Genomic DNA, 14,356 nt, shown 5'->3' with positions numbered 1-14,356 from the left:
GGCAGGGAGAGACTGTGCCTAAGGACCGCGCCGCTCCATCCATATTCCACGATCCGCGATCCACCGACGACCGTTCGACGGCCCGTCGCCGAACGACAGAATTCCATCGACCAATCGGCACATGGCGGTTTGCCGTGACGCGGCGTGGATGAACTTGACTAAAATTCAATCAGTTAAGGGAAGGCCTCGACCGCAGTTGGTCGAAGTAGGATGTCAGCACCAGCCGCGTTTCATCCCGAGATAGCGATGCGCCAGCCCTTCATCGATCAGAGACTGACCGATGGACGTCTCGCCTCGCGTGAGCAGCATCAGGTCACGGCCATATTTATCGGTGCGGTTAAAGCGATGGGCGGTCATGTCGAACGGGCCCCGGTTGAGCAGTACGACCAGCCGGTCGGCGGCGCGCTGCCCCAGCGCCGCCTCGCCGGGGCACTGGGGGTGGACGATTTCGGGCGCGTCGATCCCCACGATCCGTACCCGTCGCCCGCCGAGACGCACGGTGTCGCCGTCGACGACGCAGGCGAAGCCCCGACCGCGGCCGCAGCGCGTGAAGTTCGCCTCGACCCGCTCCGGCTGGCTGGCGAGCGGGCCGAACGGCGCGACGATCGCCGGATCCAGGCTGGCACCTGCAACGGCGAGCAGCGCCACCCCGGCTCCACTGACCAAGCGGCGGTTCCGTCGATTGCGGGCGGCCGCACCATCACGCTGCGACCTGCTTCTCCACCTGGCCATGAAATCCCCCCGCTTCGAGCGCGCCGGATCCCAAATGCTCCGCGCGGGCAACAGCCTTAAGGCTTCCCACACAGATTGCGCGAGAAGCGAAAGTCGTCGGCGATGCCGCGATCAGTGAGGCGCCAGCGCGCGCTTCACTGATCGACGGCCCAGCAGATTCCGACCGTCATGGACGGCCATCCCGCAGGCTTATTCTTCTTCCTCGAACTGGACGGCGTTCGCGGCGGTTGCCGACAGGCGAACCTGGTCGCCTTCGATGTCGGCCACCAGGCCGCGCGAGATGAAGTGATGATGACCTTCGTGACTGCCCTGGCCGCTATCCTTCTTGGTCAGCTTGATGCGGTCGCCCTCGATCTTGTCGACGGTACCGACGTGCACGCCGTCAGCGCCGATCACTTCCATATGTTCGCGAATGTCTTCGAACCCAGCCATGCTGTCCTCCATTGATGTCGGTTGTCGAACGCATCACCCCCGTCGAAAGATGCCTGGAGCCCGGTGACAGGATCGAGTCGGAACTTCGACGGGGCTGCAAGCGTTCGTTTCGCCAGCATAATCATGTCAATAGGGAGCGCGTGAAATGGCCGACGACAACGAACCCGTGGAGCGGACCACGATTGTGGAAACCGGTGGCGGCGGGGGCGGCGGAGTCCTTGCAGTCGTCCTGCTGATCATCGTCGTGCTGGTGCTGCTGTTCCTCTTCCGCGACCAGCTTGGCTTCGGCAACAAGACCGAAGTCAACATTCCCGACAAGATCGAAGTGAACGTCAACTAAGCTTCGTGAACAACAGGGGTGGGCCGTGCGCAGCGATGCGCGCGGCCCTTTTCTTTGGCCTGTCGGATGGCCGACGGAACGACCTGCCGCCTCATCGCTTTGTCCATCAACATCACGGGAGAGAAAAATGGCTGACACGAAGAGCATGGACGCGGTCGCGCTTCTGAAAGCCGATCACCGCACGGTCGAGGAACTGTTCGAGAAGTTCGAGAAGGCGAGCGGCGACGGGCGCAAGAAGGCGCTTGCCGAGCAGATTTGCATGGAACTGACCGTCCACACCGAACTGGAAGAAAAAATCTTCTACCCCGCGTGCGAAGGCAAGGTCGAGGAAGACCTCCTCAAGGAAGCCTATGTCGAGCATGACGGCGCCAAGGTCCTGATCGCCGAGATCGAAGCCGGCGGCCCCGACGACGAATATTACGACGCCAAGGTCAAGGTGCTCTCGGAGCAGATCGAGCACCACGTCGAGGAAGAGGAAAAGCGCATGGAAGGCCTGTTCGCGCAGGCCCGGAAGGCCGGTCTCGACATGGATGCACTCGGCGAGCAGATGGCCGCGCGAAAGGCTGAGCTGGTCGCCAGTTACAAGTCGTCGGGCCTGCCGAAACCGGAACTGACCACGTTGAACGAAACCGCCATCTGACGGCTGGGCAGGGTCAGCGGATGCGCTGGACCCTGCTCAACGTCGCGACGCCGCTTTCGTTAAAAGCCTCTACCGCGACATAATAAGGCACGCCGACGTTCAGGCTGCGTAGGTCGATCGAGGGTTTCGCCGGGTCGACAAGCTGGTCGGCATACTTCTGGTATGTCAGGTGGAGCCGGTCGGGCCGGATCCCGAACCGCACATTGTAGCCCAGTGCACCGGGCACTGCTTTCCACGCCACCTTGGCGTCGCGCTGGTCCGGTTGGCGAACCGCACTCGTGATCGCGCTCGGGACGGCGCGCGCCCGTCGGCCGTGCCGAAGACGCGAAGCTCGGCAATTGCCAGATGGGCGGCCCCGACGTGGCCATGGACGTATCGGACAAAGCGTGCGCGGACCGGCGCCTCCAACTCGAAATAGGCGTTTGGGCGGTCGCGCCGTGGTTCTTCGGTCCGCGCAATTTGCGACCAGCTCGATCCGTCGGCAGAAGCCTCCAGCCGAAACTCGGTGTAGATGTCGGGAGCGTCTTCGAACCGGCCCGACTTGTAGTCGCCGAAGTTGACCTGCGCGGCGCGCAGCGTCTTCGCCGCGCCGAGGTCGACCGTCAGCGTCTCACCCGGCTTATTCTGTGCCGCGACCCACAGCGTCTTGAAATTCTCGTCGGTGACCGTCGAGGGAGTAAAGCCGGCCAGCGACGACGATGCCGTCACCGGCCGCTTGTAGGACAGCAGCATCCAACCGGTGAACAGGCTGTCGAGATCGTCGACCTTCCGGTCCGGGACATATTGCGGATAGTCGCCGAAGCGCGTGGTGCTCGCCATCTGGCCATCGGCGTAGAACCGCGTGGGGAACATCGCGATGCGCCGCTCGAACGTCCAGTTGTAACCGACCCAGGGCGTCCCGCTATTCCACCAGTTGCCGTGATTGTCGGCGAAGGTTGATCCATGGCCGGCGCCGACGACGAATCCGCCAGGCTTGTAGGCGACCGGATTCCACGGTGCGTAGGTGAACGGCCCGAGCGGCTTGTCGGCAACGTAGCTGCCGTTCGCGTAGACGTTGAACTCGGTCCCGGGGGCGCCGTACTGCAGGTAATATTTGCCTGCGACCTTGGTCATCCAGGCGCCTTCGACATAGGGCTTGGTCGGCTGGCCGTTGGCGAGCAGGCCGCTGTGATCCTGGCCGAAACGTTCCCACCCATGCTTGTCGGGCTGGAGGACGAACAGCGAGTCCGCCGGGCTTTCGTAAAACAGCCTGCCGTCGCGGAACGCGATTTTCTGTCCATACACCGGGAAGACGTTGGACGACCCCCAATAGAGGTACCATTGGCCGTCATCGTCCTTGAACAGGCCCGGGTCCCAGGGGCCGGGCGCGACCTCGCCGGGCTTCATTTCCTCCGGCGGCTTGTCGACCCCGCCCGGAAGCGACGGCAGTCGGCGCACGTAGAGGTCGAGCTTGCCGGTCTCCGGGGCGGTCGTGACGAAGATCGAGTTGGGCCGGTTGAACGCGATCGACGGCATCACGATCAGCTTGTCGCCGTCCGAGGCCACTGCCGGTGCGATGATTCCGTCGGCGGGCCAGCGGCTGGGCGTGATGAAGCGCCAGTCGACCAAATTGTCACTCATCCAGTAACCGTCGGCCAGCGTCTGGAACAGGAAGAAGCGGCCTTGGTGATTGACGATCGCCGGATCGGCCCCGGTGCGATAGCTGATGCCTTCGTTTATCTGTTCCCAATTGTACCGGTAGTCGATGTCGATCGGGTTGGCGTAGGTGCGCTTTCCCTGCGGCGATGCGGCACCCGCGGCAAGGGCGATCAGCGGAAGTGCGCAAAGGGGGTGGGTACGGATCATCCCGGTGATACTCCTACCGATCGAGGTGAACGAAGAAATTGGCGGTCAGGCGCCCGGCCGATGGATCGGAATCGAGCGGCATGCCAGGCGGGATCAGCCCGGAGTGCAGCAGGCTGCCTTGGTAGAAAATGATCCGGTCGGGAACGGCTTCGACCGAATGGTACATCTCGAACCGCTCGTCACTGCCCTGGATGTACCCGGAATCGGGAGTCAAGCGCATCGCTTCCGCCTGGGCATGGGCAACGTAACGGGCGAGATTCTGCTCGTCGATCCGCTCGATCCCGGTCGCGCGATGGCGGAAGAACCCGGTTCCGGTACCGGGAGGCACCGAGAGATAATGGAGCAGCGCTATGTTGTCCGGATCGGGCGAATCGAAATGGGCGCCGCGCTGGACCGGAAGAAGGTCCGAAGGCTGTGTGCTGACGATCGAGAAGCTGGCGGCGGTCAGCGAGAAGTTCCGGACGTCGAAGGCACCCCATATATACGGGGCAGCGGTCTGCATCGCCCATTCGACGTAGCGGGCGGCGGCGCCATCGCCTTCACTGATCATCCGCCTGACGCCCGGATAAAAAGTCTTGTTCGCCTTCGGATAGGGGCCAATCGATTTGGCGATCGCGACAAGATCGGCCGTGCGGCCGAGGAAATCGTCGATTGTCACCAGCGGATGTTGGCCACGTCCGATGCGTTCAAGGCGCGGTTTCGCCACCGGCATTCCCCTAGAAAAAAGGGGCAGGGCTCGCGCCCCGCCCCCGAACTGATCAGGCTCGCCGGCCTAGAAGGAAAAGCGGACGCCCGCCTTGAAGTTCCGCCCCTGGCTGGCGACGCCGGTAATGTCGCGCTTCTGGCTCGGTGGCTGGTTGTTGTAGGTCTGGAAGCCGCCCTGCCATTCCGAATAGTTGCGATTGACGAAGTCGAAGGCGTTGAGCGCCTGCAGGTAGATCGTGACCTGCTGATCGCGATTCCAGGGCGCGTAGAACGACTTGGACAGGTTGAAGTCGACGTTCTTGTATCCGATGCCCTTCGGCCAGAAGACGCCGAAGGTATTCGGATAGCAGCCGCCGCCGCCGGGCGCGCTGGCAGGAACGTCGCACAGGACGCTGCCATACTTCCCGCCCGACGCCAGGGTCACGACGGTCGACAGCTTGGCATCGACGTAGGGGATCCGCACCGTTCCCGAACCGACGAAGCGCCAGCGCTCGTACCCGATCGGCGTTCCCCAACCCATGTCGCCGACATTGACGGCGTCGAAGTAGAACGGGTCGCCAATCTGGCCGCGGTTACGCGAATCGTTCGCCTTGATGTCTGACACCGTCAGCGTGGTGGTGAAACCCCAGCCGGTTGCTTCGGTGAATGGCTTTTCGGCTTGCAGGTAAAGCGCGGTGTAGCGCGCCTTGCCATCGCTGTTGCCGATGAAGATGTTGCCATGCCCCGGAAGCGGCGCGGCGAAGATCGCGGCGCCCGGACCGAAGATGCCTGCCGCAAACGGATCGCCATTATAGTCGATCGTCACATCGTTTCCGGTCGGCAGGTAATCGCCGCTCGGCAAGCGATTGCCGACAACATAGTGGAAGATGTTGTGCGACCGGATGTGCGACACCGTCGCGGTCGTGCTGATCGATCCCAGACGCTTGCGGACGCCGAAGGTGAGCTGGTCCGAATAGGGCGTCTTGGTCTTGTTGTTCATCAAGAAGACTTCGCCGCCAATCGCCGAGGCTTGGGCACGGAGGGAATCCGGATCGCTGCCCAGCGTCGTGACGCAGTCGGGGTTCGTCGGGGCGTAGGCGCAGGTGTAGACGATCGGGACCGACTCGTAATAATCCTTGATCGTCTCGAGCGCCGAATTGATGAACAGCGAGCGGTCGTAATATCGGCCGGCGCCCGCGATGAAAACGAGGTCGCGATCGCCGCGGACGTCATAGGAAATGCCGAGACGCGGCTGGAATGCGCCCCAGAAGGGCTTCCGGTCGTTGCCGTCGGAAATATAGTCCTCGGGATCGATCCCCGCCGCGGCCCATCCGGCGTAAGAGCGAAGGCCGGCTGCGACGTCGGCCGGGGTTACGAATTTTTCGTTCCGCGCATTGGATTCATAATCCCAGCGAAGGCCGGCGCTGATTTGCCAATGGTCGTCCGGCCGCCAGTCGTCCTGGATGAACAGCCCGACAGTGTTGTTCCTAGCGGTGACCGGCCGCACTTCCGCGGTGTTGATGCTAGCCGCAAACGGGGTCGAGGAGTCGACGCCGGTGAACGACCGAGCGTCGTAATAATAGGTGCCCTGCGTGTTCTTGCCTTCGAGGCGCTGCAACTTCGTGAAGTTGACCTTCACGCCCGCCTTGATGGTGTGCGTGCCGCCGTAGAAGGTGACGTTGTTCTTGATCAGCGTCTGGTACTGATGATCGTCCTGGGTGAAGTTGTTGCCGCCCAGAAGAAGGACCTGGTTGTTGAACGGGCTCGGCGTGTTGGCCCCGTCGTACACGACCGCATAGGACGAGCCGCCGTTATTGGGGATGGAGCCGTTGGCGGCGACGTCGCGGGCCAGGATGAACTCGTTCAGCCAATCCTCACCGCGGTGGTTCCAGGTCGCCTGATAGCGCCATTGGTTGTTGCGGTTCCGGCTGGACGCTTCGGGCGTGCGAGAGCCGCCGCTGACGTCCAGGTTGTTCTCGCGGCGAATGAAGGCGCTGACGTTAATCGTGTCGGCGGCCGTCGCGTAGAAGGTCAGCTTTCCGAAAAACAGCTTTTCCTTGAACGTCGCAGGATAGCTGCCGTTAAATTCGGAACGGGCCGCGGTCGCATAGGCCTGCGCTTCTGGACTGAGCGGCGCCAACCCCACATTGTAGACATTGACGTCGTTGGAGCCGAACCGCTTCTTGGTCGCTTCATAGTCAACGAAGAAATGCAGGCGATCGCGGATGATCGGTCCGCCGATGTTGCCGCCATAGTAGACGGTGTGGAAGTTCGGCTTCTTCCTGGCGCCGTCGGGATTGTTGAGGTTGCCCGATCGGTCGTCATAGTTGCGGCTGATGAACGCCTTCGGCGCATATTCCCCGAACAGTTCGCCGTGGAATTCCTTGCCACCGGTCTTGGTCACCGAGGTGATGACCGCCGATCCCGATTGCTCGAACTCCGCCTTGAAGTTCTGGGTTTCGACATTGAACTGGTCGACGGCGGACGCGGGGAACGGATTGCCCGACGAATAATTCTGCCCGATCGTCCCGCCGTGATTGACGAGATTCTTGATCGAAATGCCATCGATGAAGGTGTTCGTGTTGTCCGAACTGACGGCGCCGGCCTGAACCTGGCGCGCCTTGCCGGCCAGTGTCGGCGGTGCGACCACGACACCCGGCGCAAGCGCCGCGAAATTCAGGAAGTTGCGGTCGCCGTTCGGCAGGTTCTCGATCTGAAAACGCGTGACGTTGGTGCTGACCGTAGGCGTCTTGACGTCCTTGGTGCGTGACCCGACGACGACGACCTCGTTGCCGGTCGGGGCCGCAGCTTCGCCCGGAGCAGCGGTAACGGGCGCGCCGAGATCGACGACGACGGACTGGCCCAGCGGCACCACCACGGTCTGCGAATTGCTTCCCGATTCAACCCGATAGGTGCTCGGCGGCAGCCCGACGATATTGTAATTGCCGGCAGCATCGACCGTCGCGCGGTCGACCTTTCCGGTGTTGACGTCCGTCACCGTCACGACGGTGCCAGCGGCGGCGCCTTCGACGCGACCCTGCACGCTCGAGGTGGTTTGAGCGAACGCCGGTTCAGCGACGCACAAGGCGACGGCGATGGCGGTTACCGATAGACTGGTGGCGAGTTTCGACCTGGTCGTGCGCATGTTCGAGCCCCTCTTCCCTTCGGCTGTGCCCGATCTTCAACTCGATCAGTGAACAGCGCTAATCCGTCCTTTTTGCGAGACGGTTGCGTAACCGGTTACATCAAGGTTCAGCATACCCCAACAATTTTCTTGGGCCGCCCGCATTCGATCCATCGGGCGTGTTCAAGCCGCAACAATATTGCCGCGACCCGTCGCCGAACAATGAGCGTCGATGAAGCCTCCATGGTCCGGCATGTCGGACGCCACCGCGGCATTGACCGACGCGATGTCGGCCAGGAAGTCAGCGATTTCCTGATCCGGCACGAAACGCGTCACCGGGTCCGGTTTCGCCTCAAGGCCCTGGCCCAGCAGCACCTGGACCCAACTTTCTTCCGAAAAGAGTTCAAGCGCGCTGTGCTTGAAGAAGCGGCCGGAGGCAGTGAACAGCTCCAACCGCTGGGCGAGCGAATCCGGCACCGCCATCGTGCGGACATGGTCCCAGAAGGGATCGCCACCACGACGCGTGACCTTGTAGTGTGCGATGATGAAGTCGCGGATGTCTTCATATTCGGTGCGCGTCTGAAGGTTGAATTCTGCGATGTCCGGAGCTGAAAAGCCCGTTTCGGGGAACAGCGCGAGAAGCCGCATCGCGCTCGTCTGGATGAGGTGGATGCTCGTCGATTCGAGCGGCTCGAGAAACCCTGCAGATAGGCCGATGGCGACGACATTGCGGTCCCATGCCTTCAATCGCCGGCCGGGCCTGAATTGGACCGGTCTGGGATCGGCCAGCGGTTGCCCGTCGAGGTTCGAGAGCAGCGTGTCGTTCGCGTCGGCATCGGACAGCAGCTCCGCCGCGTACACCAACCCGTTGCCGGTTCGGTGTTGCAGCGGAATGCGCCACTGCCAACCGGCACGTCGAGCGGTGGAACGCGTGCAAGGCGTCAGGGGAGAGACGCTTTCGCAGGGGACGGCGAGGGCGCGGTTGCAGAGCAGCCACTCGTTCCAGTCCTCGTAACCGACACCGAGCGCCTGGCCGATAAGCAGCGCACGCATGCCGGAGCAATCGATGAAGAGGTCGCCGTCGACGCGGCGGCCGTCCGCCAGGACGAGCTCGCGAACATGACCGTTTTCGCCGTCCACCTCGACGTCGACGATCTTTCCCTCGATGCGCTCGACTCCGCGCTTTTCGGACTCGGCCCGAAGGAATCGTGCGAACATCGAGGCGTCGAAATGATACGCGAAATCAAGGCGGGCCAGCGGCGATCCGGGATTGGAATGGTCAGGCCATGCGAACCGGTTCCGGGCGGACGCGACGCAGTTTAGTGCATAATCATCGAGCGGCCGGTCAAAACCGGCGATGCGCTCCCTTGCCGCCAGCCAAAGCTGATGCGGGTGGAGCCAGAGCATGTCCTGGCCGATCTTGCCGAAGCCATGGATGTAGCTTTCGCCGGGTGCGCCCCAGTCGGTGAACTGGATGCCAAGCTTGAAGGTCGCCTGGGTCGCCCGCATCATTTCAAGATGATCGATGCCGGCAAGTTCGCAGTAATTGCGGATATGCGGAATCGTCGCTTCGCCGACACCGACAATCCCGATCTCGTCGGACTCGATCAACTGCACGTCGACCTGGGACAGGAGCCGCGAGATCAGCGCCGCGCTCATCCAGCCGGCAGTGCCGCCGCCGACAATCGTGACCCGCCTGACGGGGTCCGCTGCTGTCATCCCGCTGTCTCCTATTCCAGCCAGCCGCCCGTGAAGCCGGCCCGTTCGAGGCCCCGGCGAACCGTGGCCGATTGGCGCATCCGGCGCCACACCGCATCGCGGCGATAATTGGCGATCATCGCGACGATCGGGCCCTGGTCGATGCCGAGATGATCGGTCGCGACCCAGCCGGCGACGGGCCGGATGCTTCCCGTTTCCAGTTTCAGTGACCGGTCGCGGATGCTCGGGTTGAACGAGTCGGCGAAACCGTATCGCCGATAGATGTCGACGCCGTATTTGTCGTACAACGCCATCGTCGCCGGCACGCAGATTTCGGGCGCGAAAGGCAGGGATGAAATTGCCGCGGTCGGCGCAATCGTTCCGTCGTCGAAGGCGTCGGGTTGGCCGAGTGGACCGCGCGCCGAATAACCGCGAATCTGCCGTTCAACGCCGCCTTGAATCATCGTGAAGTTGCCGGGGCCATCGCAGGCCGTCAGGCCCCAGGTCTGGTCCGAATAGCCCGTCCAGCCCATCGGGTTTGCCGCGCAATAGGCGCGGGCGGCAAAGGTCGCTCGCCTGCTGTTCTCGAAATAGTCGAAACCGGCTTCGCGCATCACCGGATCCCGGATCCCGCGAAAGTCGATCCACACGTGGCTGTACTGGTGACCGAACAAGGGCGCGAACGCCAGGTGCCGGGTCGAGCCTTCGCCCCGCCAATGGCCCGGGTAGGTCGACGTCCATGCCTGCCACGCGCCGGCCGACGGCGGATGGCGCGTCGCGCCGAGCGCGAGCAGGACCGTCATCATGCCTTCGTTGTAGCCGGTCCAGCCACGTTCGATGAAGCCGCTTTCCGGGTGCCAACCCATCGAGATGTCGGAACGCCCGCGCTGAAACCACGACCAGTCGGCCCTTTCGACAATGTCGCGCGCCAACCGGCGGATTTCGTTCTCGGCCGGCTCGGAGGTGTCGAACCATTCCGCACAGAACAGCATGCCAAGAAAGAGGAGCGTTGAATCGACGCTGGATAGCTCGGTGTTGCGGAAGCGCGTGCCCGAATCCATGTGCAGGAAGTGATAGAAGAAGCCGCGATGACCGGCCGTGCCGCTACGGGCATCGCCCTGCGGCGCCTTGTCGAAAAAGCGCAAGGTGGCCAGTGTGCGCTCCCGCGCCTGCTGGCGGGTGATCCACCCCCGTTCCACCCCCAGCGGATAGGCGGTCAGCGCGAAGCCAACCGCGGCGATCGACGAGAAACTTGGCGTCGGCCAGCGATCCGGAACCAGTCCATTGTCGGACCGCCCGGTTTCCCAGAAGAAATCGAACGTGCGCCGCTCCAGGTCGTCGAACAGGGGCGGAAGGGTTTGCGCACCGGCGCCACCCATCGTCGTTGCGCAACCCGGCAGCGCGAGCCCGGCAGCGGTAAGCGCCAGCATCTCCCGGCGGGCGACGGCCATCACTGCGGCTTTTCGGTGCTGGCGCGGATGACCAGGTCGGGCACCAGGCGGACCCGTTCCTCCCCACCTTTCCCCTCGAGCAGGCGGGTCAGGCATTCGACCGCTTGCGCCCCGAGCTGGTCCATGTGCACGCGCATCGTCGTCAGGCCGAGGAAACCGGCAAGGGGGATGTCGTCGAAACCCGCGACGACGACGTCGCCCGGGACATCGAGAGCGTTGGTGCGAAGTTCCTGCATTGCGCCGAGCGCCATCATGTCGTTGGCCGCGAAGATGGCGTCGACCTTGTTGCCGGAATTGAGCATGTCGCGCACCGCCGCACGGCCGGCTTCTTCCTGATAGTTCCCCGGCACGACGGTCAGTTTCGCCGACGGCGCCAAACGCTTCAATTCCTCCTCGAAGCCCTTCCGCCGGTCACGCGCGTCGTTGTTCGATTCCGGGCCCATGATGTGCAGAATGTTGCGCTTGCCGAGTGCAGCAAAATGCGCGGCAATCGCGGCGGCGCCGGCGCGGTCGTCGATTGTGAACACCGGTCGGCCGCCACCGTCGGCGCAATTCAGCAGCACCGCCGGAATCGACGCGGGCAGCAAGGCGTCGAGTTCTTCCGGCTGCGCCTGCGTCGCCATGACGATCAGGCCGTCCACCCGGCCGTTCATCGCGGCAATGGCATGCCGTGCTTCTTCCAGGTCGGCGTGCATCGTCGACAGCAGCAGGTGGTAGCCGGTCGCGCTGGCGGCGGTATCCATGCCGCGAATCAATTCGGAGAAAAACTCACCGTGAAGGTCGGGCACGACGACGCCTATGGTGTGGGACAACGCCATGGAGAGGCTGCGCGCGGCGGCATTGGGAACATAACCTAGCGCACGCACAGCCGCGAGCACGCGTTCACGCGTCGCCGGGTTGACGTTGCTATGCCCGTTGATGGTGCGCGAAACCGACGCGACCGACACGTTGGCCTCGCGCGCGACATCGCGAATCGTCGCTTGCCTCATTCCCTCTCCAGGCGTCATTCTTAGCGTGAGAATTTCACCGCGCCCAATTGCCTTTTAAGCAGCAGTGGCGAATAGTGAAACCGGTTACATAGAATAATAAGAGGGGACCCGTCGGCATGCTTTCTCAGAAAATTTCGCGGCGTGCAGCCATGCTCGGCGGTGGCGCGATTCTCGCATGGTCGGCCAGCCCGGCGAGTGCTTTTCTGCAGAAGGCAGCGGCAACGATGGGTCGTGCGACCCGCGCGTCGATCGACGAACTCATCAAGCGCATGACGTTGGAGGAAAAGGCCGGCCAGCTAACTCTGATGGCGTCGGCCTGGGGCGGCGGGATCGCTACCGCGCTGAACCCGCCGACTGAGAACCAGGGCTTTCCGAAGCAGATCGAGGACGCGGTCCAGGGCAAGCTGACGGGCGTCTTCAACGGCAATGGCGCGGCGATGGCGTTGCAGATGCAGCGCGCGGTCATGAGCCGGTCGCGCATGAAGATTCCGCTGATCTTCGCGGCGGACGTCATCCACGGGCACCGCACCATCTTCCCGGTCGGCGTCGGCGAGGCGGCGAGCTTCGAACCGTCGCTGGCTGAGCGCACCGCGCGCGTCGCCGCGTTCGAAGCGGCCGGTTCGGGCATCGACTGGACCTTCGCGCCGATGGTCGACATTTCGCGCGACCAGCGCTGGGGCCGCACGATGGAAGGCTCCGGTGAGGACGTCATCCTCGGCATGATCTTCGCCGCCGCGCGCGTGAAGGGCTTCCAAGGTCGGTCGCTGGCCGACGACGACTGCCTGCTGGCGACGATCAAGCACTTCGCCGCCTATGGGGCCGCGGAATCGGGACTGGATTACAATCCGGTCGACCTGTCGGAACGCACGCTGCGTGAAGTCTATCTTCGTCCCTACAAGGCCGGCATCGACGCTGGCGCCGCGACCGTAATGTCGTCATTCAACGAAATCAGCGGCATCCCGGCCAACGGCAACCATTGGCTGCAAACCGAGGTGCTGCGCGGGGAATGGGGTTTCAAGGGCTTCATCGTGTCGGACTACACCGGCGACGAGGAAATGATCGTCGCAGGTTACGCCGCCGACCGCCGCGACGCTGCGCGTATCGCCTTCCTCGCCGGTGTCGACATGAGCATGCAGAGCGGCGTCTATGCCGAACACCTGCCCGGCCTCGTCCGCGACGGTCTGGTACCCGAAGCCAAGGTCGACGAATCCGTGCGCCGGGTGCTCGCCGCGAAGTCCGCTGTTGGCCTGTTCGACGATCCCTTCCGCCGCATCGACTTGCAGCGGGAAAAGGCGCGTTCCCGCTTGCCCAATGCGATCGCACTTGCCCGCGAATCCGCACAGAAGTCGATCGTGATGGTGAAGAACGAAGGCAACCTGCTGCCGCTTTCGCCATCCGCCAAAATTGCCTTGATCGGGCCGATGGTGCGGTCGGGTGCGGACATCAACGGGCCATGGGTCGTTTACGGCGACAATGCGCAGGCGGTCGACCTGCCCGCGGGGATCCGCGAGGCGGTGAAGGGCAAGGGCAGTGTGACCGTCACCCAAGGGAGCGGGATCGACCAGCCCCTGAATGGCGGGATCGCTGCGGCGGTCGCGGCCGCGCGCAAGGCCGACGTCGTCCTGCTGGCCGTCGGCGAGAGCGAGCGCATGTCCGGCGAGGCGCAATCGCGGACCGACATCACCATTCCGCCCGCGCAGCAGGAACTGGCCGAGGCCGTCGCCAGAACCGGCAAGCCGATCGTCGTAATCCTCCGCAATGGTCGCGCGCTGGCCCTTAAAGGGGCTATCAAGAATGCGCCGGCGATCCTTGTCACCTGGTTCCTGGGGTCGGAAAGCGGTCACGCCACCGCCGACATCCTGTTCGGCAAGGTCGGGCCCAGCGGCCGACTGCCGATCAGCTTCCCGCACGAAAGCGGCCAGCAACCCTATTATTACGCCCACAAGGCGACCGGCCGTGCCAACCCGCCGGGACCGCCGCAGGAATACAAGACCCATTTCCGCGAAACGCTCAACGAGGCGCTCTATCCGTTCGGGCACGGCCTGACCTACGGCGTTGTCGTCTATGGCAGCCTCGCCCTGTCGACTCCGCGCATGGGCTGGGACGACAAGCTGACGATCTCCACCACGCTTACCAACCGGGGCAAGCGCGCGGCGACCGAAGTTGCGCAGCTTTATATCCACGACAGGGTCGCGAGCATCACCCGGCCGGTGCGTGAAATGCGCGCCTTCCAGAAGGTCGATCTAGCGCCGGGCGAGTCAAAAACCGTGCGCTTCGTCCTGTCGCGCCGCGACCTCGAATTCGTCGGCGTGAACAATCGCTGGATCGCGGAGCCCGGCGCGTTCGACGTGTGGATCGCGCCCTCCGCCCAGGCCGAAGGAGCACGCGGCAGCTTTGTCCTCGCCGCCGCTTAGCGGACGG

Annotated in this window: 12 protein-coding genes; 3 read left to right on the top strand and 9 right to left on the bottom strand. The window is 63.6% G+C overall.

Translation table 11 applies throughout. The features are described from left to right. Window positions 1–213: 213 nt before the first annotated feature. Together H9L12_RS10340 and H9L12_RS10335 are read right to left on the bottom strand one after the other, a co-directional pair. On the bottom strand, window positions 214–648 hold the full coding sequence (locus H9L12_RS10340; RefSeq protein WP_187541668.1) for a thermonuclease family protein: 435 nt from the start codon (window positions 646–648) through the stop codon (window positions 214–216). A 273-nt stretch (window positions 649–921) separates the two neighbouring features. Beyond that, complete coding sequence (locus H9L12_RS10335; protein ID WP_187541667.1) at window positions 922–1,164, bottom strand: DUF2171 domain-containing protein; 243 nt, start codon at window positions 1,162–1,164, stop codon at window positions 922–924. 145 nt (window positions 1,165–1,309) lie between these two features. On the opposite strand from H9L12_RS10335, the gene H9L12_RS10330 reads away from it, so the two are divergent. Further along, complete coding sequence (locus tag H9L12_RS10330; RefSeq protein ID WP_187541666.1) at window positions 1,310–1,504, top strand: hypothetical protein; 195 nt, start codon at window positions 1,310–1,312, stop codon at window positions 1,502–1,504. Between the two features lie 127 nt (window positions 1,505–1,631). Then, on the top strand, window positions 1,632–2,144 hold the full coding sequence (locus H9L12_RS10325; RefSeq protein ID WP_187541665.1) for a hemerythrin domain-containing protein: 513 nt from the start codon (window positions 1,632–1,634) through the stop codon (window positions 2,142–2,144). Between the two features lie 13 nt (window positions 2,145–2,157). Here the strand turns inward: H9L12_RS10325 and H9L12_RS13680 are convergent, their stop codons facing one another. The 7 genes from H9L12_RS13680 to H9L12_RS10295 form a co-directional block, all read right to left on the bottom strand. Next, on the bottom strand, window positions 2,158–2,346 hold the full coding sequence (locus H9L12_RS13680; protein ID WP_246450359.1) for a hypothetical protein: 189 nt from the start codon (window positions 2,344–2,346) through the stop codon (window positions 2,158–2,160). Further along, window positions 2,310–3,989: a family 43 glycosylhydrolase gene (locus tag H9L12_RS10320; RefSeq protein WP_246450356.1), complete on the bottom strand. Its 1,680-nt coding sequence runs from the start codon at window positions 3,987–3,989 to the stop codon at window positions 2,310–2,312. Before H9L12_RS10320 ends, H9L12_RS13680 begins: the two co-directional genes overlap by 37 nt. A gap of 13 nt (window positions 3,990–4,002) precedes the next feature. Continuing rightward, on the bottom strand, window positions 4,003–4,695 hold the full coding sequence (locus H9L12_RS10315; protein ID WP_187541664.1) for a DUF6445 family protein: 693 nt from the start codon (window positions 4,693–4,695) through the stop codon (window positions 4,003–4,005). 66 nt (window positions 4,696–4,761) lie between these two features. Further along, complete coding sequence (locus H9L12_RS10310; protein ID WP_187541663.1) at window positions 4,762–7,818, bottom strand: TonB-dependent receptor; 3,057 nt, start codon at window positions 7,816–7,818, stop codon at window positions 4,762–4,764. 162 nt (window positions 7,819–7,980) lie between these two features. Beyond that, window positions 7,981–9,516 carry a tryptophan halogenase family protein gene (locus H9L12_RS10305; RefSeq protein WP_187541662.1) on the bottom strand — a complete coding sequence of 512 codons (1,536 nt, stop codon included), beginning with the start codon at window positions 9,514–9,516 and terminating at the stop codon, window positions 7,981–7,983. An 11-nt stretch (window positions 9,517–9,527) separates the two neighbouring features. Beyond that, complete coding sequence (locus H9L12_RS10300; protein WP_187541661.1) at window positions 9,528–10,946, bottom strand: glucoamylase family protein; 1,419 nt, start codon at window positions 10,944–10,946, stop codon at window positions 9,528–9,530. Beyond that, window positions 10,946–11,935, bottom strand: a complete 990-nt coding sequence (locus H9L12_RS10295) for a LacI family DNA-binding transcriptional regulator (protein ID WP_187541660.1) — start codon at window positions 11,933–11,935, stop codon at window positions 10,946–10,948. Before H9L12_RS10295 ends, H9L12_RS10300 begins: the two co-directional genes overlap by 1 nt. A 116-nt stretch (window positions 11,936–12,051) precedes the next feature. Between H9L12_RS10295 and H9L12_RS10290 the strand changes: the two genes are divergently transcribed. Then, window positions 12,052–14,349, top strand: coding sequence for a glycoside hydrolase family 3 N-terminal domain-containing protein (locus H9L12_RS10290; protein WP_187541659.1), 2,298 nt, complete (start codon window positions 12,052–12,054; stop codon window positions 14,347–14,349). Window positions 14,350–14,356 lie beyond the last annotated feature (7 nt).

Source organism: Sphingomonas rhizophila, from assembly GCF_014396585.1.
GTDB lineage: Bacteria > Pseudomonadota > Alphaproteobacteria > Sphingomonadales > Sphingomonadaceae > Sphingomicrobium > Sphingomicrobium rhizophilum.
The sequence above is the reverse complement of the archived record's forward strand: the minus strand, read 5'-3'. Positions and strand labels throughout refer to the sequence as shown.

Coding starts and splice junctions, on each gene's coding strand:
- H9L12_RS10335 (WP_187541667.1), bottom strand. CDS start 1,164: ATGGCTGGGTTCGAAGACATTCGCGAACATATGGAAGTGATCGGCGCT.
- H9L12_RS10330 (WP_187541666.1), top strand. CDS start 1,310: ATGGCCGACGACAACGAACCCGTGGAGCGGACCACGATTGTGGAAACC.
- H9L12_RS10325 (WP_187541665.1), top strand. CDS start 1,632: ATGGCTGACACGAAGAGCATGGACGCGGTCGCGCTTCTGAAAGCCGAT.
- H9L12_RS10320 (WP_246450356.1), bottom strand. CDS start 3,989: ATGATCCGTACCCACCCCCTTTGCGCACTTCCGCTGATCGCCCTTGCC.
- H9L12_RS10310 (WP_187541663.1), bottom strand. CDS start 7,818: ATGCGCACGACCAGGTCGAAACTCGCCACCAGTCTATCGGTAACCGCC.
- H9L12_RS10305 (WP_187541662.1), bottom strand. CDS start 9,516: ATGACAGCAGCGGACCCCGTCAGGCGGGTCACGATTGTCGGCGGCGGC.
- H9L12_RS10300 (WP_187541661.1), bottom strand. CDS start 10,946: ATGGCCGTCGCCCGCCGGGAGATGCTGGCGCTTACCGCTGCCGGGCTC.
- H9L12_RS10295 (WP_187541660.1), bottom strand. CDS start 11,935: ATGAGGCAAGCGACGATTCGCGATGTCGCGCGCGAGGCCAACGTGTCG.
- H9L12_RS10290 (WP_187541659.1), top strand. CDS start 12,052: ATGCTTTCTCAGAAAATTTCGCGGCGTGCAGCCATGCTCGGCGGTGGC.